Raw genomic sequence first — 22974 nt, 5'->3', positions numbered from 1 at the left:
CGTCCCTATTGATTTTAAATTCTATTTCAAAACCGTTGCACTCATCATTCCAATCACAACATCATTGCTCACGGCGGTTAATTGTATCGTTTTTAATTCTTTGTTCGGGTCAATCGGTAAGTCCAAAATAGTTGCAGCACCGCCATCAACTTGTCGGTCTGTAAATCCTTTAATGCTTGAATATTTGCTCAAAGTTCCGCCCTTGTATAATTCTCCCGTCTTCAATTTCACACGATAAGGAATTTTGTCATCCTGAATTTCAAATGCAAAATTATCATCAAACAAATCCTGCTCAATCGGCCACCAGTTGGTTGGGTTTTTCAGTTCTAATTTTGTTGTGGAACCGTCCGCATATTGAACAGTAATTCTCCCATTAATAATTTGAGATTGCATCGGATTCGTAGAACCTGCCATCAGAAAATAAATTTTCTTTCCTTTCCCTGAAATTGGAATTTCAACAGAATCTGAATAATTGTCCCACTGACTCACAAAGGCAATATTTTTATCCATTTTATCAATTAAAAAAGGAATTCCTAAAAAATCAACTTTGCCGTTTTTTCTTTTATTCATCAATCCGCTGTCATCGATTTGTGAATCGATTAACGGATAACACCAATTTCCGATTCCTTGCCAAGGAAGCTGTAGAGTAGGAACTTCCAGTCTTGGCGAAAGGTACTTTTGATTAAAAATATCAGTTACTTTTTCATTGTATTTTGAAGCTAAAGAAATGTTGTTAAATTCACCCTGATTTTCAATTTCCCAATCCGTGACTTCAATATTTTGTTTGATTCCGTTGTAGCTGAGTTCAATAGAATTGGTTCCTTTGCTCAAAATATTAGCCGGAATTTCAATAATTATATTTTGATTTTTTTGAACTGAAAAAGTTTTGTTTAAACCATTAACAGTCAATTTTCCATTAATTGAATTGGATGATTTTGACTTAATCTGCAGCTTTTTATTGATCCATTTTGCCTCCAAAGGAAAACGAATATCAACATTTACAGGTTGCCACCAACTTGTTCCGTTTTGCTCAACCTGAACGAAGAAAGTTCCTTTTCTTTCCTCTTTAACTAAATCAATTTTTTGGTTAACCACCCCGTCTTCGCCCTTTGGTCGAATCCACCACTTCAGAGGAGGGGAATTTTTAATCAATTCCTGCGGATCAAGAACATCTTTAATTTTCTTTTTTGAATCAAAATTCAATTGAAAATTTTCAGAAATATAATTGATATAATCGGTTTGTTCGTTTTTTAATTCTTCTCCGGAATAATTGATTTCAATTTTAAAATCATTTCCTTTCGGAGTTTCAAACTGAACAAAAGGTTGCAGAATAGAATTGGGTTTAATTTTCCAATCCACTTTTTTACCATTTACCTTCACCGATTTAATATTGGAATAATTCACAGGAATCTGCATTTCCAGTGCCACCGGATTTTGATATTTTGATTGAAATAGATACTCCGTTTTTTTCGAAGTTCTGGTAAACTGATATTCCCAGTCCGGAAGTTTCAATTCGGCAAAATTCCAGTCTTTAGGGAAACCGGGTTTGATGCTGATTTTATTTTCCAATAAATTTGGATAAACCCCGAAAAGTCCTTCTGTCAAAGTTCTTGAAGCCACACCAATCGGGTCGGCAAAATCACGATACAATTCACCACGAAAAGCATCGTAATGAGAAAGCTGCTCAAAATTCCCCGGACTGATTCCGTAATACATCGACTCAACGAGATTTCCCTTCCAAAGTTGATAGGCATCTTCAGTTCTTCCGGCTTGCCAATATGCCAAAGCGGTCTGTAAGTTTTCAGCCAAAGCAACATTATTGATCGACCAATCATAAGGTTGCCAGTTGGTTGTAGAAAGTGTGTAATAGTTTTTATCTTTCTCACCATTTACCGTTACCGGAATTTTAGGTGTATAATTATTAATGTATTGTAAGTTCTGATAATCCTCAAATTCATTCAGAATAAATGCATCGGCAACGTGATAAATCGACCAGATTCCCGGTTTGTCGTGAACAATTTGATTACCTAAAGCATCTTTATATTCTGCAAAATAGCCTTTGTCTTTTAGCCAAAGCTGGTTTTTCATTGCCTTTAAAATTGCATCCGCTTCCTGTTCGTAAGGCTGAGGATTTTCGCCAATTATTTTTGCCAGTTTCGCCATTTGACGGTTGGCTCTGTAATTATAAGCCGATGTGTGCGTCACTTTTCCACCCGAATATTGCAGTGCATCACTTGCCCAAATTGCGGCATACGCATCGTACAAATCACCACGTTTGAAATTTCGTTTTTCCCAATCGATATGGCGAACTATTGTCGGCCACATTTTCTTCAGAAATTCTTTGTCTCCGGTGTAATTAAAATGCGAAAACATCTGGTCAAAAAACACCAGATTCATGTCATAATGATGCGGTTTTGTATTGTCATTTGGATTTCTGGAAATATATCCGCTTGAAAAAACCGAAGTTCCCATTTTTTCTTCATGTCGCGCAAGATGTCGCATCGTGTCCATTTCTACTGGTGCAAAATCGGGTTTTAAAACCTGTGAATTGGCATAACTTTCAAAATGTTCTTTCGCCCGGTCGTGCCAACTCAAAGCATCGGCTGTGTAAGCACCACGCCACGCATTCAGTCGCATTCTCCACGCCACTGCGCCGTGAAGAAAGGTCGGGCTTTCCCAAATTCCGTCTGCAGCAACGGCTAAATTGGCTCCGAAATTATTTAAATCTGCATCCGGAGTTTTTAATTGAATTCTTTTCGTTAATGTTAAGCGGGATTTTTCCGCTTCATCAAAAATGTTTTTCAAATCTTCATCTGAAAAGTTTTTATCCGATTTTCCTTTGGCAACCTGAATATAAACCGGGTTTTTTTGTGAAGAATACGAAGCGTAAACAATTGGAGATTGGTCTGTTTTATTTTGAGTAAGCTCAGAAAGTTTTTCTAAAGTTTTAGCATCCGTCAATTGCAAAGAATTGGCATTCGAAAAACTTCCGCTGACGATTTGAGTTTCTTTTTTCTTAGTTAAATAATTGAGCTGAAACTGATTTTTATTTAATTGAAACTGATTGTTCAGACAATATTCAGGTAATAAATAAAATCCCGACTCAGGATCTGCGCCGATGTCGCCGTTTCTGCTGAAAGTCGTTCCGCTTGCACCGCCGTAAATCGCATAGATTTTTGTGGAAGAATCTACATTGGCAGTTTCCATTTTTAAAACCAAACCTTCTTCTTTAGTTTGTGCTAAAACGGTCAGTTTTAAAATTCCAGTTCCAAGAATAGGGTCTTTAATTTCATACAACATAGAACCAGGACGGTAACGGGTTTCAATTTTTTCAGCCTGAATTAATTTTTTAATCGAATTTCCTTTTTGGATCACAAACTGAAGATTGCCGCCCATTCCCGGAAGATAGAGTGCAAATTCCGGTAAATCGCCCGCTTCAACTCTGGAAGCACGATTGTTTCCATACAAAGCACGGTTGAATCTGTACCTTCCGTTGACCAATAAAAAATCACCTTTGTCTTCTTTGTAATGCAGTTCACGCTCATTATTCTGCCAGTGTTTCGACTGGGAGTATGAAAGTGAAAAAGCTGACAAAACCAGAAATCCGGCTAAAATGGATGTTTTTCGCATCTTATTTTTTTAACTCCGTTAAAGGTTGTCCGTTAACGATTACATTTTTTAAAGTCACATTTTTCAAATAATCTACTTTGTAAGGAATCTGTACGCCGGTCATTTTAGCATTGATCATCGTGAAATCGGTTACCGGCGAAGATTCATAAGCATCAGATAGTACGGCATATTTTCCACCTTTTTCTACAGTTAGATTTTCAACCCAGATATTTCTGATGGTCGGAATATGATTTCCCGGCTTTTCATAATGCATATTGAAACGCACTGCAGCTTCTTTATACGCACCTACTTTTGTGTTGTAAAAAAACACATTTTCAATCGTTCCGCCACGGCTTGAACTGGTTTTGATTCTTAAAGCTCTGTCAAGATTTTTGCTGTCCATTACGTTTCCGATGGCATAAATATTTTTTGCACCGCCTGCAATTTCACTACCAATTACAACACCGCCATGACCGTCTTTCATTTCGCAGTTTTCGATGATGTGGTTTTCGGCTGGTTTTCCGATGTCTCTTCCGTCCTCGTCTCTTCCTGATTTGATGGCGATACAGTCATCTCCTGTATCAAAATACGAATCTTTAATCCAAACATTTTTACAGGCTTCAGGGTCGAAACCATCGTTATTTGGTCCGTGGCTGATCACTTTTACTCTTTCAATCAAAACATTTTCACACAAAACAGGATTCAAATTCCACATCGGAGAATTTTTCACCAAAACATCCGCCATATAGAAGTTTTTTGATTTGTAAGGCTGAACGAAATTCGGTCTTAAATACCATCCGTCCCCAAAAATTCTTTCTCTTGCAGGAGTTCTGTTTGCCATATATTCGTGAAGTTTTGCACGGGCAGGATTTTGTCTTCCGGGGCGAGATGCGTTGTAACCATATTTTGTAGCGCCACACCAAAACCACCAATTGTCTAAATCTGAATTTCCATCTAAAGTTCCTTTTCCTGTAACTGCGATATTTTCTTCTTCATAAGCATATATTAGAGATGAATAATTCATACATTCCATTCCTTCCCAACGGGTGAAAACGATAGGGTAGTCTTTGCTGTCCTGACTGAACAGAACAGTAGAACCATCATTTAAATGAAGATTGACATTAGATTCAAGATAGATGGCTCCGGTTAAGAAAACACCATTTGGAACGACCACTCTTCCGCCACCTTCAGCACTGCATTTTTCGATCGCTTTTTTGAAAGCTTCTGTATTTTTTGTTTTTCCGTCACCAACTGCCCCAAAATCTGTAACCAGATAATCAACCTTTCTGAATTTAGGCTTTTTAATTTGTTTTTTTAAAGCTTTAATCTCTTTCAAAGGTTGTTTTGCTGAAGTCCAAGGTTGATATTGAGCCGACAACTTCATTGAAAGGATGAATATGAGAATGAGTACGATATATTTTTTCATATAATGGTAGATTATAATTGTCTGATAAATTCGTTTAGTTATCGCAATCTAAAATAATTGGGATAAAAAATTATCCTGCACTGTCGGTACTTTTATATTTTATTTATTTTAAAAATTTCAAAAATATTTTTTGTAATCGATTGCACAATTTTCAAAGATAGAAAATATAAGGGAATCAACAGAAATGACACTTATTCATTACCAGTATTTTATGTGAAAAATCATCAGGAGTAATCAAGAAAACAGCTCACTAAAAACATTTTTATTCTCTTCATGATAGTCTGTAATACGGTAAAAATGTATATTTGAACGTTATTCGAAACCCCTAAATTTTAAGTATGCCAAGTAATGCTTCCTATAAGCTGATATCAATGACCACTTTCGTTATCGATTATTATTCGAATGAAGGATATGCGGATCTTCAGACACTGAATCTGTTGATCAATTATGCGCAATTCCTGAAAAAAGAGGTTACACTGGGGATGTTTATTGCTATGGATTCTGACGGAAATATTTTAAAAGAACCTAAGAATTACACCACCTGGAAGTCTCTTGCACACAACAGTGAAGATACAGACGAAGACCCGGAAAATTTGAGTTTCGAAGAATATAAACGCTATAAAAAAGCTGAGAAAAACTGTTTTTTTGAAGGGTTTGAAATTGCTTACAACGGCTATTCTGTCGTAAGAATCGTAGCATCCAATAATCCCAATATTGAATTGTCTTTTAATAAAAATGATTTAAAATGTCAGACAATAAAATATGTTGAAGAGCTTACAGTTTTCGAAGACATCTATCTGAGTAAATCCGCTCTAAAGTCCATAGGAATTAAAAAATAAATTTCGCTTCTTCTTAAAATTAATTATTGATTTAAAAATGTTAGCCTCGAATTAAATCTTTAAAGATTTGCTGATCTCCAGAATATCTGCATTTTTGTAATCTGCATAAATATGAGCATGAAAATCATTCAATTTTTTTAATGTTATCAAGAGTTGGTTTTTCTCATTTTCTTTAAGTTTTCCTGATAAGATTTTGGAAGTCCTGTTAACATTTGCTACAGATTCGTGAAATATTTTTTCTCCTTTTTCGGTAAGATTCAGTCGCTTGCTGCGCTTGTCATCTTCATCATTTTTTTCTTCTAAAAATCCTGCCTCCAAAAGTCTTTTGATGATTTGAGTTCCGGTTTGTTTTTCGTGACCGTTTTTTTCAATCAGTTGAATTTTAGTTAAAAAAGGTTCATCTTTTAAACGGTACAAATAAGTAAATTCTTCATTTGCCAGTTCAGGAAAATCTTCCAGACCTTTTCTGATCAATAGTTTTGAATATCTTCCCAACAGAAGAACCTGCTTACAGATTTCGTTTTCTTTAAAAGAAACCTGATGATTTTCATTCTTAAAAAGCTTGGTCGGGCATTCTTCTGAATATTTTTTATCATTCATCCACACACGGAAATCATCCACGTCAGAATTGGGTTTGTAAGCATCAGAATTTTCGAATTCTTTGACTTGTTGCAGGAGATTGATAAAAAAATCGGTTTGCATAGTTTTAATTTAAGGTAAAGATATTGGTTTTGTTTTTTGAAGGCAAATTATAGTTTTACGTTTCCCATTCCGCCATCGATTCCGATGACTTGTCCGGTGATCCACGATGAATTTTCTGATAATAAAAATTCAGCCATTTTTGCAATTTCATCAGCATTTCCTATTCGTTGTAAAGGATGTCTTTTTCCGGATGCTTCACGTTTTTCCGGGCTTGAAAGCAGATTCGAAGCGAGATTGGTGTCGGTAAGAGATGGCGCAATAGCATTGACTCTGATTTTTTGAGCAGATAATTCTGCTGCCAGACTTTTCGTTAAACCTTCAACAGCACTTTTACTTGATGAAACAGAGGTGTGAAAAGGCATTCCCATTTTTGCAGCTACAGAACTAAAAAGAACGACCGATGCACTTTCTGATTTTTTTAAATGAGGTAATAATTTCTGGATTGCTTTTACAGCACCCAAAACATTGATTTCAAAATCATTCTTAAAATCGTCAGCAGAAAGTCTGTTAAAGGGTTTCAGATTAATGCTTCCGGGAGCATACACCAATCCGTCAATTACCTCCGGAAATTTAATTTCATCCAGATTTGCGGAGAGAATATCCATTTGATGAAAGTCAATATTCAATTGTTCAACTTCAGGATTTTGAGTTTTCGAAATACCAATTACATGATGCTTTTCAGATAAAATTTTTGCGGTGGCAAATCCTATTCCTTGTCCGCAACCGATGATGACTATGTTTTTCATTTTAATTGTATTTATTTTTAAAAATCTAAAATTCTATTGATGTATTCGTGGTATTTAATTTACCGTTTTGAAATTTTATTATGAGTTATTGTCCGTTGTCTTGTACATTTAAACCTTTCAATTTCCGGATTTCTTTTCTTCAAATGCTTCTGGCTGACTCCCGAATTCACTCTTTTTCTCCAAAGTCTGAAGCTTGAAGGTTTCAGTTCGGTTCTCATGACTTCAATCACTTCAGATTCACTGATTCCGAATTGAAATTCTATGGCTTCAAAAGGCGTTCGGTCTTCCCAAGCCATTTCGATGATTCGGTCTTTTTGTATTAAATTAAATTCTTTCGTCATTATTTTAAATTTTTAATCGTTTGTCTGGCGATTTTAAAGTGATCGGATCTTTTTTCTTCCGGCATTTTATCCAGAGTTCTGAGCATCATTCCAAGCCTTGGATTTGTTTTAAAAAAATCTCTGTTGTCATTCACAAAATTCCAGAAGAGTGCATCCCATTTTTCGGTCCAGTCGCCATCAGCATAATCGCTCATTTTTTTGATATAATTACTTCCGCTGATGTACGGTTTTGTACTCATTTTTCCGCCATCCGAGAAACTGCTCATCCCATAAACATTCGGTACCATTACCCAGTCGTAAGAATCAATAAATAGTTCCATAAACCATTGATAAACTTCATCAGGATTGAGTGTAAGCAGATTCATAAAGTTGGCCAATAGCATCAGTCGTTCAATATGATGAGCATATCCGGTTTCCAAAACTTTCAGAATTGTGCTGTCTATCGGTTTCATTGTAGTCTTTCCGGTGTAAAAAGATTCGGGAAGCGGGTTATGATGTTTCCAGTAATTTTTATTTCGCTGATAAGTTCCCTGGTACAAATATATTCCTCTCACAAATTCTCTCCAGCCTAAGATTTGACGTACAAATCCTTCCAAAGAATTGATTGGAATTTTATATTCTTCCGCATAATCAATGGCTTCTTTCAAAACATTTTCTGCCGTCAGAAGTCCAATATTTAGTAAAGGCGAAAGTACACTGTGATGCAGAAAATGTTCACGCTCTACAATGCTGTCTTCATAAATGCCAAAGTCAGCAAATCGCAGTTCCAGAAACTGATTGAACCAATTTTCAGCTTCTTCAAAAGTGGCCGGATAAAGCTGATAAGAAGTTATATTTCCATAGTTTTCGCTGAAGTTTTTCTCCGTATATTTTTTAGCTTCTTCGTAATATTTATTGTTTTCCGGAAAATGAATGGGCGGTGCCTGTTTGTTTTTCGGATATTTTTTTCGGTTTTCTGTATCGAAAGTCCATTTTCCACCCATCGGTTTTCCGGCTTTCATCAGAATATTTCGTGAGATTCTTTGCTGCTTGTAAAAATCGGTTTGATGATACGATTTTTTATCTTCAAAATAGTCTTTTAAATCTTCTCTGGTGTTGATGAACAATGGGCTGTCGAGGATTTCCAACTTCAATTTGGTTTTCTTAATTCTCTTTTCAAGCCAATTGTCACAAACTTCCATCATGAGAATTTTATCAAATTTTTCTTTTTCTAAATGTTTAATCAATTTTCGGACATCAGAAAGTGGGGAAGTACTTTCAATATACTCCACCTTGAATTTTGCTTTGGTTAAATATTCCTCATAGAATTTCATGCTCGCACGGTGAAGCGCAATTTTCTGCTTGTGAAATTTGTACTGTCTGAAAAACAAAAATTCTTCCACCAAAAAAACCGGCTGATTTTTATCCAGATCATCCGTGTCTTTGAAAAGCTGGTGCGGAAATATCAATTGTGCCGTCGATGATTTTACTGTAGCCATAAATTCCTGAATTTGTGGTCCGCATCGTATTGTTCTGCCTGTTTTTTTGCATTAAAAGTCCTGCTTCTCGGGTCATTTCCTATGCCTGCGAGATACATCCAGTTTCCGTAATTGCTGTGAACATCATAGTCGATGAGCATTTCCTCAAAATAAGCTGCACCTGTTCTCCAATCCTGCTTTAAGATTTTGCAAAAGTATGAAGCAACATTCTGTCGCCCGCGATTGCTCATCCAGCCTGTATTTTTAATTTCCAGCATATTTGCATTGATGAAGTCAGAATCTGTTTCACCATTTATCCAAAGGTCAATTAAATTTTGGTCAGCTTTAAACTCGTGTTCCAGGTTTAAAATTCCGTATTGATGAAATATCTTATTCCGGAATTGCATTGCAGTATATTTAAAAAAGTCACGCCAAAGCAGTTCAAAAACCAGCCAATAGGTTGATTCATTGCTTCCGTGTTGCGCTTCATATTTTTTAATTTCGTGGTAAACAGATACAGCAGACAAACTTCCGTTTGCTAACCACGCAGAAAATTTGCTGCTGTAATCTTTATCAATTAAACCATTTCTTGTCTCTTTATAACGACTGAGATTTTTAGTTTCAAAAAAATAAGAATTCAATCGTCTTAATCCTTCTGTTTCTCCACCCGAAAATGGAAAAGCTGTGGATTTATGCATTTCAAAATCTTCGAATCCAAATGTTTTTAATGTAACGTTGTCACTTTCTATTTTTAAATCTAAAACTGTTTGTTTATGTATCAACTGTTCAGAATCAAACTCATTTCTTATGCTGAAATCTTTCTCTATTTTTTGCCGGAAAGCCGTAAACAACAGAGGGATTTTCTCTAATTTTTCAGCTACAAAATGAGGTTCAAGCAAAAATTGAGAATACGATTTTATCCACTTTACTTCAGGCAGAATTTGTTTGATTTGATTTTCTAATTCAATTTCTTCCTTCATCCATTCTTTCTGACAGAATATTTTTTGAATCTCAAATTGCTCAGAAATCTGCTCAAAAATATCCTGCGTTTTACCAAGTTTTTTAATAAATGTAATTTTCTTTTGCTTTAAATTATTTTCCAGATCTACAACCGATTCCAGCAAAAATTTCGTTCTGAACTTCCCTATTTTTCTGAAACCAAATTGAGTTGAACCGAAAAAAGTTTCGTCAAAAATATACACTGCAAGAAAAGGTAAATCTTCCTGCATCACTTTGTAAAGCGATTCGTTATCTCTGGTTCTTAAATTATTAACGAACCAGAGGATGTTGATTTTTTGTTTTTCCGGCATCTTTCGCTGCAATATTTAACGTCGTCCCAATTCTTTTTCCATTTTTTCCGCCAATTGAAAGGCAATCCGCAGACTTCACAAATTTTTGAGGGTAAGTCAGCGGGCATTTTATTGAATGAAATTTTTATACTGATTAATCACGATATTTTTGGCTTTCAGATCGTGCATCATATTGTACAATCCGAAGAAAGTTCGGTTCAGATAAATAAAATGTTTCGAACCTCTATTCGTATTCATCCCTTTCATATCGCTGAGTTTCGCATACCGTTGTCCGAGATCTGCAATTTCCTGGAAGAAGGTTTCGTCGGAGAAATCAAAGTTTTCAGCATTAAATGGTCTTGTGAATAATTCTAAAAGTTCATAAAACAATTTGGTGAAAAATTCTTTTTCCTTCTCAGAATCATCGTGACGCAAAATCTCAAGCTGATACAGTTTTTCATTGAAGATTTCAGGATTGTTTAGATTTTCTCTCTTAGCCAGTTCAAAATAAGGCTTGTAAAAATCGCCCGGAATTTCTTTGATACAGCCAAAATCAATCACCAATAATTTTTTATCGTCCGAAATCAGGAAATTTCCCGGATGCGGATCTGCGTGAACCTGCTTCAGTATATGCATTTGATACATATAAAAATTCCACAGCGTTTGTCCGATTTTGTTGAGATCTTCCTGAGAGTTTTCCAGTTTTGTGAATTCTGAAAAATGTTTTCCGTTCATCCAGTCCATCGTGATGATTCTCTCGCACGAAAACTCAGGATAATAATTCGGAAAATCAAGATTGGGAAGATGGCTGCATTTTTCAGAAATTTCCTGACTTCTTTTGAGTTCAAGATCATAATCTGTTTCCTCAAACAGTTTATTTTCCACTTCCTGAAAATACGATTCTGAACCTTCTTTTTTGATGTTGAACATTTTCATCGCAATCGGTTTTACCATTTTCAGATCGCTTGAAATGCTTTCTCTTACACCAGGATATTGAATTTTAACCGCAAAATTTTGATCCCCTTTTTTAGCTTTATGAACCTGGCCAATACTTGCTGCATTTACAGATTCTGTTGTAAATTCATCAAATATTTCTTCAGGATTTTTCCCGAAATATTTTCTGAAAATCTTCTTTACCAAAGCTCCCGAAAGTGGAGGGACGGAAAATTGCGACAGGGAAAATTTCTCAACATAAGCCTGCGGAAGGATATTTTTCTCCATGCTCAACATCTGGGCGACTTTCAGGGCAGAACCTTTCAGTTCTTTTAAAGAGTCGTAAATGTCAGAGGCATTATCTTCATTTAAAGTCTTTAATGCTTCTTCTTCATTTTTGTCTTTCGTGATTTTATTTCCGTAATATTTAATGTAATTAACGCCAACTTTTGCCCCTGCTTTCAGTAAACTGCCCGTTCTTTCTAATTTTCCGGTTGGTATTTTATCGAGTGTTTTCATTTTAACTTTTTCTGAATTTTTCTTTAAATAAAAATTTGCCGAGATCCACAACTTTTCTCAAAGGTTCATTATCCATCAGTTCAAACCCCGTATCGATTGTTTTTTCGATAAAAATGTCTGTCTTTTCAAATGATGGCGAAGTATCTTTTTTCCAAAATTCGACGGCAGAAACCAAATGCAGCCAAAGTGCTTCTTCTCTTGCTTTTTCGTGAAAATTTTTGACGTCATCTTTAGCTTTTTTAATCATTTCCCAATCATTAAAATCTAAGGTTTTGATAAATTCACGATGCGCTTCTTTTAAATGATTTGAAATTTTTGCAGAATGCAATTTGTCATTTCCGAGGATCATCAGAACCAGAGATCTGTTCATCGTCATATTTTCGAAAAAGATAAAATAAACGTTCAGTAGTTTTTCTTTTGAAGTCATCTCATCTGAACTGTTGACTTCCGAAGCTAATTCTACAGATTTATCAAATAAATTGACCAGCATCATTTTTTCAATCTGTTCAAAACTCGAAAAATAATCGTAAAAATCTTTCTCTTCAAATTCATTGTCTTTGGCAAAACGGTAAATGTTTTTCGGTCTTTCACCGTGATTCAAAATGTAATCGCCGTACAATTCAAATATCTTATCTTGTGTAATCAGAATATCTCTTTCCATTATTAAATTTTATTTACAACAAATTTAGTAATTAATTTTACTAATTAAATAAATAAAGTATAAATTTGTACTATATAAATGATTTAAATTATAACTAATGCTCAAAATACAAGCTCAATCTAATATACCGACAGATTTTGGAATGTTTACAGTATATGCATTTTCTGAAAATGAAAATGACTGGAGTCCTCATTTGGTCTGGGTTGCGGAGAAAACTGATTTTAATAAAACGGTAAATGTGCGTTTTCATTCAGAATGCATTACCGGAGAAGTCTTTCATTCCAGAAAATGTGAATGCGGACAACAATTGGATGCAGCAATGAAGTTTATGTCTGAAAATGGCGGGATGATCATCTATCTGCGACAGGAAGGGAGAAATATCGGAATTATCAATAAACTGAAAGCTTACGCACTGCAGGAGCAAGGTTTTGATACCGTAGAAGCCAATCTGAAATTAGGTTTGCCGGCAGACGGAAGAGATTTTGGTGTCGCCATAGAAATTTTGAAAATACTCAATGTTTCTACCGTAAATCTGTTGACCAATAATCCTGAGAAATTGAAATCTCTGGAAAACAGCGGGATTTTATTAAATAAAAGAATTCCTTTGGAAATTGATTCTAACGCGACAAACGAGTCTTATCTCATCAAGAAGAAAGATTATTTCGGACATCTTTTAGAAAAGGTATAGTTTTCTCATTGGGTTCTGAAAAATTTCTGACCAAACATCAAATTCATACATTATGAAAAAAATACTTCTTACAGGAGCTACAGGATACATCGGGAAAAGAATGATCAGTGTGATTACCGAACAAGGCTATAAAGCTGTTTGCTGCAGTCGTGATGTCAGCCGTTTCTCAAAGCCTGCAGGAATTAAAGATGATCTGATAGAAGTCATTGAAGTAGATTTTCTGAAAGAAGAAACTCTGAAGAATATTCCTGATGATATTTCGGGAGCCTATTACCTGATGCACTCAATGAGTTCAAGTGATGATTACGAAGAATCTGAAAAAATATGTGCGCAGAATTTTGTTTCTGCAATCGAGAAAACGCAGTGCGAACATATCATTTATTTGTCCGGTTTGGTTAATCAGAAAGAATTATCAAAACACCTGAATTCAAGATTCAATGTAGAAAAAATTCTGATTGAGTGTAAAGTTCCGGTTACCGTTCTGCGTGCAGGAATTATCATTGGATCGGGGAGTGCTTCATTTGAAATTGTTCGTGACCTCGTGGAAAAGCTTCCGGTGATGGTCACCCCAAAATGGCTTGAAACAAAATGTCAACCCATCGGAATTGCCAATGTTCTGGATTTTTTAATTTTTACCTTATTCAAAAAAGGAACCTATCGCAAAAGTTTTGATATCGGCTGCGATGATGTTTTAACTTATAAAGAAATTCTTTTAGGTTACGCCAAAGTGCGGGGTTTAAAAAGGAGTATTTTCATTTTACCGGTAATGACGCCAAAACTGTCATCTTATTGGCTGTATTTTATTACTTCGACTACGTATAGTTTGGCAAGTTCACTTGTCGGAAGTATGAAAATTGAAGTGGTCTGCAAAAAAGAAAGTTTAGATGAAATTAAAAAAATAACCGGAGTAGAACCATTTTCTTATGAAAAAGCTTTGCAGAGAACGATGGCAAAAATTCAGGCCAATGAAATACGATCCAGCTGGAAAGACAGTTTTATCAGCAGCAGAAACGATTCTTCTCTTAAAGAATATATTGAAGTTCCGCATTTTGGATGCTTCAAAGATATAAGAAGCTATGAATACGATGACCGTGAAAAATGCCTGGACAGGGTTTTTGGTTTGGGTGGTAACAACGGATGGTACGGGCAAAGTCTCTGGAAAATAAGAGGTTATATGGATGTTATGGTTGGTGGTCCGGGACTTAGAAGAGGCAGAACGCATCCTGCACTCCTTCACGAAGGCGATGCACTGGATTTTTGGCGCGTGATTTATGCCAATAGGGAAGAAGGGAAATTAATTTTGTTTGCCGAAATGAAACTTCCCGGAGAAGCGTGGCTGATGTTTAAATTATACAAAGGAAAACTATGGCAGAAAGCGGTTTTCCGACCGAAAGGATTGTTGGGAAGATTATACTGGTATTCGGTTTTGCCATTTCACGGGGTGATCTTTAAAGGGATGGTCAAGAAACTGGCGGTTGGATAGTATTTCGAAAAGAACAATTATTGATATAAAATAAAAGAGCGAATCATACAATTCGCTCTTTCCATGAAATATTTTAAATTCTTTAAGATTCAATAAACTCCAAAAGATCTTTATTAATGGTGGAAGCTTCCGTAGTGGGCATTCCGTGAGGGAAACCCGGATACGTGATCAACTTTCCGTTTTTTAATAATTTAATAGATTTCAAAGCAGCATTTTGATAAGGAACGATCTGATCATCTTCGCCGTGAAGAACCAAAACCGGAATTTCAACCGCCTTTAAATCTTCATGAAAATCAGTTTCGGAAAACGCTTTAATTCCGTCATAATGAGCGACGATACCACCCATCATTCCTTGTCTCCACCAGTTTCTTTGCACGCCTTCTTTTACCTCCGCACCTTCTCTGTTGTATCCGTAAAAAGGAATTGTAAGGTCTATATAAAACTGTTGTCTGTTATTCAAAGTCTGATCCCTGATATTATCAAAAACAGACATCGGAACACCATCCGGATTGCTGCCACTTGCCACCATAATTGGCGGAACAGCACTAATTAAAACTGCTTTTTTTGCTCTTCCGTTCGCATATTTGTTAACATAACGGATTACTTCGCCACCACCCGTTGAGTGACCGATGTGTACAACATCTTTCAGATCCAGAAATTCTACCAATTCTGCAGCATCCGCCGCATATTGTTCAATGGTGTGACCGTAGATATTTTGGCTAGAACGGCCGTGACCTCTTCTGTCATGCGTTACAACTCTGTAACCTTTCTGTAAGAAGAAAATTACCTGTGCGTCCCAATCATCTGATGACAAAGGCCATCCGTGGTGAAACATCAACGTTGGTCCTTCTCCCTGATCTTTGTAAAAAATCTCTGTTCCGTCTTTTAATTGAAGTGTACTCATTGTTTTTTGTTTTTAAATGTTGTGATTAAATATTTGTTTAGAATTTATGTTGGTTTAATTCTTTAGCAAATGTAGTCCAGTGAAATTTATTTCATCTTAACATAAGTTAAAATCTTTTACTTTTTTTTAAATTAAAAATTAATTATTGAATGTTTTTTAGCTTCCATTTGAGCAACGAGTAAATCAGCTGACAGATGAATGACTCATATGCCCATCTTATCAATAATAGCAAAATCAAAAATACAATCGATTGTCTGAAAAATAAAATAAAATTATATATTTGTGACAGATAAAAAGGAAATGGTGTTCTTCCTTACCCAACCGCTTTTAAGAGCTGATGACGCCTGATTAATGGAAAGTTCTATAACTTAATCAGGTAAAATATGTCTAAAAATAAACAAAAATCCGTTAGTAAAAGGTTAGTTTTTCAAATAAAACTTTTTATTAGAAAGTATCCTTCGTTTCCTTATATTATAAAATGGACCTTAATTTGTTCATTTATCGGCGTTTTAATCGGTTCTGCTTCGGCAGGATTTTTACAGTCACTGAATTGGGCGACTGATTTCAGGGAAAATAGTCTGTGGATAATTGCTTTGCTGCCAATAGGCGGTTTTCTTATCGGCTTGCTTTATTATTATTTCGGCAGAGACGTTGAAGCAGGAAACAATGTATTGATTGATACGATTCACGAACCTAAACAGATTATTCCATTCAGAATGGCAGTATTTGTTTATCTCGGCACTATTGCTACGCATTTTTTTGGAGGTTCTGCAGGGCGTGAAGGTACTGCTTTGCAGATGGCAGCATCTATAGCCGACCAGTTCAGTAAACCATTCAGGCTTTCTCCTTCGGAAAGAAAAGTTTTAATGATCGCAGCAGTGGCAGGAGGTTTTGGTTCTGTCTTCGGCACACCTGTAGCCGGAGCTATTTTTGCACTGGAATTTTTTTTAATAGGCCGTATTCGATATAACGCACTTTTTCCTGCAGTCATTACTGCGATCATTGCTGACGTAGTTACCAAACTCTGGCAAACACCACATACGCATTATCACATAAATACAATTCCGGATATTTCTTTTTTGAATATTATGTATGCCCTATTTGCCGGGATATTTTTTGGTCTTTGTGCGAAAACTTTTAACAAAGTAATGCATCAGACAAGTACTCTTTTCAGATCTAAAATTTCGTATCCGCCATTGCGTCCATTTGTGGGTGGAGTCATAATGATGGTCGCAGTATTTACATTGGGAACAACAAAATATATTGGACTGGGTATTCCTACTATCGTTCAGTCTTTTGACCACCAATTACCGGCTTATGATTTTGCAATAAAAATGATTTTAACCATTATAACGCTTTCTGCAGGTTTTAAAGGGGGTGAGGTAACTCCACTTTTCTTTATCGGAGCTACCTTAGGAAATGCTTTAAGTTTATTTATTCCTTTACCGACAGGTCTTTTAGCAGGGATGGGTTTTGTTGCTGTTTTTGCAGGTGCCACCAATACTCCTGTTGCATGTATCATAATGGCTGTTGAACTGTTTGGAGCGGAATGTGGTGTGTATGTTTCCATTGCTTGTGTGATTTCTTATTTGATCTCAGGTCACAATAGCATCTACGGACGGCAAGTAATAGGAGAACCCAAACATGAACGTTTTTCAGACCAGAAAGGAAAACGACTGAATGAACTTTAAAAGACCAATTATTCTTTAATTCAGCACGTTTTGTAGTTTTAAATTTAAAAATTAGGATGTCAATATTAAATAATTCATGTTATGAGTCAAATTTTTTCACCAATGTTAGGCTAGAACCGTCTGAAAACATATATTTGCAGCCTAAATTTATATACACATGAAAGAACTTATTGAAAAAATCAACGCAGAATTTGAAGCATTTGCAACTGAAGCAAACCAACAATCTGAAAAAGGAAACAAAGCAGCGGGTACAAGAGCTCGTAAATCTGCTCTGGAATTGAGCAAATTGTTCAAAGAATTCAGAAAAGTTTCTGTAGAAGAATCTAAAAAATAAGACAGACACAGCCGGCTTGTAAGCCGGCTTTTTTATTGAAGCTGATTAATTCTTGATTGATCCAGCAGTTTTCTAAATTTCCAAACCTGACTTTCTTTTACGGTATAAGTATTACAGATTTTATTATTGATATGCATACTTAAATTCGTTCTAAAACGTGTCTGAGTTCCAAAAGCAATATCTTTCATGGTTTCTTCTGAGAACTCAGGATAAAAATTTGCTATACAAAGAAAATTCCTCTTTAAAGATTTTGAGAATTCCGGATAATCTGCATAATCATCGATTACTTTTATTTTAAATATTTTCTTTCCTAAAGTTGTTCCCCAAAGAGATTCGGTGATACTTCCAAATACCATAACCAAAGGAATCGCACCAATGAAAGAATAAATTACCGGCAGTTGGAAAAGATATAAAAGTAAAAAGAATGCAGTCATATCAATCAACTTTGCAACTTTTCTTTTTGGGTCACTTCCATGAAAATCTGCTTTGTATGGTAAATCATACTCTATTTCATTATAAATGCGCTTTCCTTCGGTATCAAAATTTCGGGTTGCTCTGCGAATTATTTTTCTTTCTTTTAATTCTGAAATTCTCATGGTTTTTTAATTACAGAATCATGCTCAGCTGAATTCTTTTCCTTGCTTCATCTACTTCGGTCACTTTTACCTGAACGTGTTGGTGCAGTTTTACAATTTCGTTTACGTCAGATACGAAACCTTCTTTCAGTTGAGAAATATGAACCAGTCCGCTTTCTTTAATTCCCAAATCTACAAAACATCCGAAAGCCGTAATATTGTTGACGATTCCGGGAAGGATCATTCCGATATTTAAATTTTTAATGCTTTTCACATTCGGATCAAATTCAAAAACTTTTGCTGCTTTTCTAGGATCTAATCCCGGTTTTTCAAGTTCTTTCAGGATATCTTTTATGCCTAAAATACCAATCGTTTCTGTACTATATTTTTCAGGTTGAATTAAATTAATTTTCTCTTTATTGGCAATCAGTTCATCCGTTTTTATGCCTAAATCTTTCGCCATTTTTTCAACAATTCCGTATGCTTCAGGATGCACTGCTGAGTTGTCTAAAGGATTTTTTGCATTGGTTATTCTGATGAAAGCTGCCGCTTGTTGATACGCTTTCTCACCCAGTCTAGGAACTTTTTTCAGCTGTTTCCGATCTTCAAAAGCACCGTTTTCTGCACGGTAATTCACGATGTTTTCTGCCATCTTCTCACCGATTCCGGAAACATAACTCAGAAGCGATTTGCTTGCGGTGTTGAGATTAATTCCGACAGAATTTACGCATTTCATCACGGTAGAATCCAGTTCATTTTTTAATTGAGTTTGGTCTACATCATGTTGATATTGTCCTACGCCGATAGATTTAGCATCTATTTTTACCAATTCAGCCAGCGGATCAGCCAGTCTTCTCCCGATAGACACTGCACCACGAACCGTTACATCAAAACTCGGAAATTCATCCCGCGCAATTTTGCTCGCAGAATATACCGAAGCACCGGCTTCTGAAACTACAAAAACCTGTAAAGGCTTGTCAAATGCAATTTTTTTAATGAAAAATTCAGTCTCACGGCTTGCTGTTCCGTTTCCGATAGAAATCGCCTGAATATGGTAAGCATTCACCATGGAACGGATTTTTTTCATTGCCATTCCGCTTTCGTTTTGCGGAGCATGAGGGTAAATGGTTTCGTTGTGAAGTAAATCTCCTTTTTCGTCTAAGCAAACGATTTTGCAACCACTTTTATAACCCGGGTCAATCGCCAAAATCCTTTTCCCACCCAAAGGCGGAGCCATGAGGAGCTGGCTTAAGTTTTCAGAGAAAATTTCAATGGCTTTTTTATCTGCTTTTTCTTTGGCTTCCTGCAGGGTTTCGTTAGAAATTGCAGGTTCAAGAAGCCTTTTGTAAGAATCTTTTATCGCCAGAGCAATCTGTTCAGAACATTCATTTTTAGATTTAATGATGGCGTTTTCTATAAAATCAATAGCTTCATCTTTATCAATTCCGATATTGGTTTTCACAAAACCTTCACTTTCTGCTCTCATCATTGCCAGAAGTCGGTGAGAAGGAGTTCTGTTTAAACTTTCTTCCCATTCAAAATACTGCGAAAATTTCTGGGCGCCTTCATCATCTTTTTTTGCTTTTATCACTTTGGAAGTGATGATTGCTTTACGCTGAAAGAGGCGGCGGAGATTTTTTCGGACGTACATATTTTCATTAATCCATTCTGCCATGATGTCTCTTGCGCCCTGCAAAGCTTCGTCTTCTGATACTACCTGATCATTGAGATACTTTGAAACCAAATGCTGTAAATCATTTGCGTTCTGACTCATAATGATCTTCGCCAAAGGTTCAAGACCTTTTTCTTTGGCAGCATCAGCTTTTGTTTTTCTGCGTTTTTTAAATGGCAGATACAAATCTTCTAACTCCAGAATATCGAAACTTCCTTCAATTTTATTTTTCAATTCTGCGCTTAAAGCGTTTTGTTCATCGATTGATTTTAAGATACTTTCTTTCCGTTTTACAATTTCTTCAAACTGCTTATTTAATTTAAAAATATTCTCAATCGCAACTTCATCCAAATTTCCCGTAGCATCTTTTCGATAGCGGGAAATAAATGGAATTGTACAATCTTCTGAAAGTAATTTTAAAGTTGAGGTGATGTTTTTTTCGGATATATTGAGAGAAGTTCTGATATATTCAGTAGTGTTCATTCTGCATTTTTAGAAGTGCTAAAATACTGTTTTTTTAAATTATTTAATGATGGATTTTGATTTAAAACAAAAAAACCAACTACAAAATGCAATTGGTTTTTTAAGAATTTTTATCTTGTTATTTTAAAATTTCATAATAGTAGAGTGGAGTATCTTCTTCATCGAATCCTATGATGAGAACTTTGAAAGCTTCTGCATTATCATTGTTATAAAAGTTTACCGTTGTTGGTTCTTTAGGATCGTTTAGCAAATTAGGATTCCAGTATAATGTGCTTCGGGTATCTTTTCCTAAACCGTCTTTTTCAACATTTTCATATATTTCGTTTTTGAAGGGTTCTTCTTTATCATACCCTTTCAGTTTCATTTCTTTTAAAGATTTTGTTTGTCCGTTATCAGGGATTGTTCCGCTGATTCCGCCACGTCTTGTATAAATGGCAACAGCACCATTTCCTCCCCCTGAACTTCCTGCAAAAGAACCTCTGAATACTTTAATCATAGCTACTTCAGCGGCAGAAATCATAGAAAGCTGTGAGGCTTCTGTTCTCATTTCGTCCAAAAAAATTTGTACAGATCCTCCTCGCATTGTGACAGTTGCATTTGCTCCCTGCGAGCTTACCTGAATACCGGGAACTCTTCCCTGCAGCCATTGAAGGATATTGGTTCCGCCAATCATATTATTTTCATTAACAAAGTCGAAAACCATTTCATTGGCACTTTTAAACATTGGGCTGCTTAACTCATCATTCAGCTTTTTGGTTTTATTTCTTTTGTCGACTTTTATTTTAACCTCTTCAATTTCAGTGATTTTTTCGTTAATAAATTTTTCAGATGTCAGATTTGATATTGAATTGGCTATTTTCTCAGGAATTACTTCTCCAGGAATTCGGTCTGTTAATTTCATTCCTGTTTTTGGAAGCTCTTTTCTGTAAGGTACAAAACTGAAATCCGGCTGAAAATATACCTGCGTACTGTTTGCAATTGCCTTGTCGCTGGTATTGAGTTGGTAAGAAAACGTCATGGTATCTTCAAAAACCAAATTATTTAAGCTGAAAAGTCCGGAGGCATCTGTTTTTATCTGATGAAACCTGGTTCCTGAATCTGCCGTTTTAAAAATTAAATTCAAATCTGAGTTCGGAGCTGGTTTTCCCTGTGATAAAACTTTTCCTTTGTAGGAAATATAAGATTCAGGTTTGTTTTTTATGAACGGATAATTTCCTGAAATAATACTGAACCAGTCCAGACGTTTCCATTTTTCAGAAATCAGAAGAGCATCTAAGGCTTCAGGTTTGCTGTTCTTTGTAAAGTATTGTGCGGGTTGGTCGATAGGTGAAGTTAAATCTCCGGTCAGCCAAAGACTGCTGAGAAGACTGTTTTCTTCTTCTGAAGTACTGCTTTCGCTGTCTGTTACTGTTACAGTATACATACTGAGAGTGGCATCTTTCCCTATAGTCAAAGAATTTTTCATCTTTGAATCTGTACTAAAGTTAGTCGTTAGATTTGGTTTTTTAAGATTTAATTTTTGAGGCTGCACAAAGCAAAGACGTTCAGCCACTACATTTTCTTTACTGTCAAAAACAGTAAGTCTTAAAACTCCGTTGATGAGTTTATTGTTAGGGATTGAGGCAGATTGTGTATCAGCAAGTTTAGGTATTAAAGCTTTGTATACCAAAACATTATTAATCGTTCCCAATATTTTATAAGGATGATTTTCTGAAGAAATATTTTTTGTTTTAATGGTGTATTTTACAGCGGCTTCGGTACTTTCAACCTGAAGATGAAGTCCGGATGATGTCGCAGGCGGAAGATCAGTATTGAATTTTTTTCCTTTATCGTCCTGAATTGTCAGCTGATATTTCTTTCCACTTTGAGGATTCAGCGTAAATGAAGCTACATTCTGATCATAACCTGTAAATTTCACCAAAGGAGTTTCAGGATTGGCAGAATCTGTAATATGGCCGTTCCAGTTTTTTGATGCTGAACCATCTGGATGTAATCTAACCGAAAATTTTGTATCAATACCCTCAATAAAAGTTCCGCTTTCAGGATGCACTGTTGCAGACCATGAAGCTTCTGTGTCGGCTACTAATTTTTGGGCAGATGCAGGATTATAAACCTTAACAGACTGAAGATAATTAAAATTTTCACTAAAATTGGTCATCCAGGTTGTATACGCTCTGATGAAATAAACATCTTCCTGTAATGTGGGTGCTAAAGAAAAACTTCCGCTTCCTTCCCCTTTGAGGAGAGGAATCATTTTTTTGTCCATTAACTTCTTATTGCGATCATAAAGTTCTACAAAAAGAGAAGTTGAAATATCTGAACGATTATACCCTTCAAAAACAAAAGACTTAAACCAAAGATTTTCTCCGGCAACATAGTGATCTTTATTAAAAATCAAATGGATTTTTTCCTGTGGATAGTTTTCTTGAAATTGGGTTAAAGCTTCTTCGGCTTTGTTTTGGGTGTAGGCATACGTTGCAACAGATAATGTAAGCACTAAAGCCATTCTTTTAAATAAATAAATACTCATTCTTTATTTGCGTTTTTGAAATGATTTTCAAAAATACATTTTTTTCTTACGGTGTAGAAATAAATACTATTATACATTTTAATTGGCTTTTT

Annotated in this window: 19 protein-coding genes and 1 riboswitch; of the genes, 5 read left to right on the top strand and 14 right to left on the bottom strand. The window is 35.6% G+C overall.

Annotated elements, in window-relative coordinates:
• Nucleotides 1–21: 21 nt before the first annotated feature.
• Together ACZZ9T_RS13695 and ACZZ9T_RS13690 are read right to left on the bottom strand one after the other, a co-directional pair.
• On the bottom strand, nt 22–3630 hold the full coding sequence (locus ACZZ9T_RS13695) for a DUF4450 domain-containing protein (protein ID WP_463442545.1): 3609 nt from the start codon (nt 3628–3630) through the stop codon (nt 22–24).
• 1 nt (nt 3631) lies between these two features.
• Nucleotides 3632–5035, bottom strand: a complete 1404-nt coding sequence (locus ACZZ9T_RS13690; protein ID WP_463442544.1) for a glycoside hydrolase family 28 protein — start codon at nt 5033–5035, stop codon at nt 3632–3634.
• Nucleotides 5036–5373: 338 nt separating this feature from the next.
• Here ACZZ9T_RS13690 and ACZZ9T_RS13685 point away from each other — a divergent pair, with 338 nt between their 5' ends.
• Nucleotides 5374–5874: a hypothetical protein gene (locus tag ACZZ9T_RS13685; protein WP_463442543.1), complete on the top strand. Its 501-nt coding sequence runs from the start codon at nt 5374–5376 to the stop codon at nt 5872–5874.
• Between the two features lie 51 nt (nt 5875–5925).
• On the opposite strand, the gene ACZZ9T_RS13680 is transcribed toward ACZZ9T_RS13685, so the two are convergent.
• The 8 genes from ACZZ9T_RS13680 to ACZZ9T_RS13645 are packed head-to-tail and all read right to left on the bottom strand — an operon-like array spanning nt 5926 to nt 12522.
• Nucleotides 5926–6576 carry a MarR family winged helix-turn-helix transcriptional regulator gene (locus tag ACZZ9T_RS13680; RefSeq protein WP_463442542.1) on the bottom strand — a complete coding sequence of 217 codons (651 nt, stop codon included), beginning with the start codon at nt 6574–6576 and terminating at the stop codon, nt 5926–5928.
• 47 nt (nt 6577–6623) lie between these two features.
• Nucleotides 6624–7322 (bottom strand): SDR family NAD(P)-dependent oxidoreductase, encoded by a 699-nt coding sequence (locus tag ACZZ9T_RS13675; protein WP_463442541.1) that lies wholly within the window; start codon nt 7320–7322, stop codon nt 6624–6626.
• Nucleotides 7323–7381: 59 nt separating this feature from the next.
• A complete protein-coding gene (locus tag ACZZ9T_RS13670; RefSeq protein WP_463442540.1) occupies nt 7382–7663 on the bottom strand; it encodes a TIGR03643 family protein in 282 nt (93 codons plus the stop codon).
• Nucleotides 7663–9141 carry a cryptochrome/photolyase family protein gene (locus ACZZ9T_RS13665; RefSeq protein ID WP_463442539.1) on the bottom strand — a complete coding sequence of 493 codons (1479 nt, stop codon included), beginning with the start codon at nt 9139–9141 and terminating at the stop codon, nt 7663–7665. The genes ACZZ9T_RS13670 and ACZZ9T_RS13665 overlap by 1 nt, the downstream gene beginning before the upstream one ends.
• Nucleotides 9129–10430 carry a DASH family cryptochrome gene (locus ACZZ9T_RS13660; protein WP_463442538.1) on the bottom strand — a complete coding sequence of 434 codons (1302 nt, stop codon included), beginning with the start codon at nt 10428–10430 and terminating at the stop codon, nt 9129–9131. The genes ACZZ9T_RS13665 and ACZZ9T_RS13660 overlap by 13 nt, the downstream gene beginning before the upstream one ends.
• Entirely contained in the window at nt 10382–10537 is a 156-nt protein-coding gene (locus ACZZ9T_RS13655; protein ID WP_463442537.1) for a DUF2256 domain-containing protein, read from the bottom strand. The genes ACZZ9T_RS13660 and ACZZ9T_RS13655 overlap by 49 nt, the downstream gene beginning before the upstream one ends.
• 1 nt (nt 10538) lies before the next feature.
• Nucleotides 10539–11861, bottom strand: a complete 1323-nt coding sequence (locus ACZZ9T_RS13650) for an ABC1 kinase family protein (RefSeq protein WP_463442536.1) — start codon at nt 11859–11861, stop codon at nt 10539–10541.
• 1 nt (nt 11862) lies between these two features.
• The gene (locus tag ACZZ9T_RS13645) at nt 11863–12522 is read right to left on the bottom strand and encodes a TetR family transcriptional regulator C-terminal domain-containing protein (RefSeq protein WP_463433017.1); all 660 of its coding nucleotides are present in this window, start codon (nt 12520–12522) and stop codon (nt 11863–11865) included.
• A 97-nt stretch (nt 12523–12619) separates the two neighbouring features.
• Here ACZZ9T_RS13645 and ribA point away from each other — a divergent pair, with 97 nt between their 5' ends.
• Together ribA and ACZZ9T_RS13635 are read left to right on the top strand one after the other, a co-directional pair.
• Nucleotides 12620–13210, top strand: coding sequence for a GTP cyclohydrolase II (ribA, locus tag ACZZ9T_RS13640; protein ID WP_463433015.1), 591 nt, complete (start codon nt 12620–12622; stop codon nt 13208–13210).
• Nucleotides 13211–13262: 52 nt separating this feature from the next.
• A complete protein-coding gene (locus tag ACZZ9T_RS13635) occupies nt 13263–14693 on the top strand; it encodes an SDR family oxidoreductase (RefSeq protein ID WP_463442535.1) in 1431 nt (476 codons plus the stop codon).
• Between the two features lie 82 nt (nt 14694–14775).
• Here the strand turns inward: ACZZ9T_RS13635 and ACZZ9T_RS13630 are convergent, their stop codons facing one another.
• Nucleotides 14776–15597: an alpha/beta fold hydrolase gene (locus ACZZ9T_RS13630; RefSeq protein ID WP_463442534.1), complete on the bottom strand. Its 822-nt coding sequence runs from the start codon at nt 15595–15597 to the stop codon at nt 14776–14778.
• 287 nt (nt 15598–15884) lie between these two features.
• Nucleotides 15885–15951: riboswitch (Fluoride riboswitch) on the top strand.
• A 29-nt stretch (nt 15952–15980) separates the two neighbouring features.
• Here ACZZ9T_RS13630 and ACZZ9T_RS13625 point away from each other — a divergent pair.
• Together ACZZ9T_RS13625 and ACZZ9T_RS13620 are read left to right on the top strand one after the other, a co-directional pair.
• Complete coding sequence (locus ACZZ9T_RS13625; RefSeq protein ID WP_463442533.1) at nt 15981–17288, top strand: voltage-gated chloride channel family protein; 1308 nt, start codon at nt 15981–15983, stop codon at nt 17286–17288.
• 157 nt (nt 17289–17445) lie between these two features.
• A complete protein-coding gene (locus ACZZ9T_RS13620; protein ID WP_047446385.1) occupies nt 17446–17622 on the top strand; it encodes a histone H1 in 177 nt (58 codons plus the stop codon).
• 32 nt (nt 17623–17654) lie between these two features.
• Here ACZZ9T_RS13620 and ACZZ9T_RS13615 read toward each other — a convergent pair whose 3' ends face one another.
• The 3 genes from ACZZ9T_RS13615 to ACZZ9T_RS13605 form a co-directional block, all read right to left on the bottom strand.
• Entirely contained in the window at nt 17655–18218 is a 564-nt protein-coding gene (locus ACZZ9T_RS13615) for an RDD family protein (protein ID WP_463442532.1), read from the bottom strand.
• Nucleotides 18219–18228: 10 nt separating this feature from the next.
• Complete coding sequence (locus ACZZ9T_RS13610; protein ID WP_463442531.1) at nt 18229–20352, bottom strand: Tex family protein; 2124 nt, start codon at nt 20350–20352, stop codon at nt 18229–18231.
• Nucleotides 20353–20470: 118 nt separating this feature from the next.
• Nucleotides 20471–22882 carry a TonB-dependent receptor plug domain-containing protein gene (locus ACZZ9T_RS13605; RefSeq protein ID WP_463442530.1) on the bottom strand — a complete coding sequence of 804 codons (2412 nt, stop codon included), beginning with the start codon at nt 22880–22882 and terminating at the stop codon, nt 20471–20473.
• Nucleotides 22883–22974: the final 92 nt, after the last annotated feature.

Source organism: Chryseobacterium sp. AC417 (assembly GCF_979258215.1).
The sequence above is the reverse complement of the archived record's forward strand: the minus strand, read 5'-3'. Positions and strand labels throughout refer to the sequence as shown.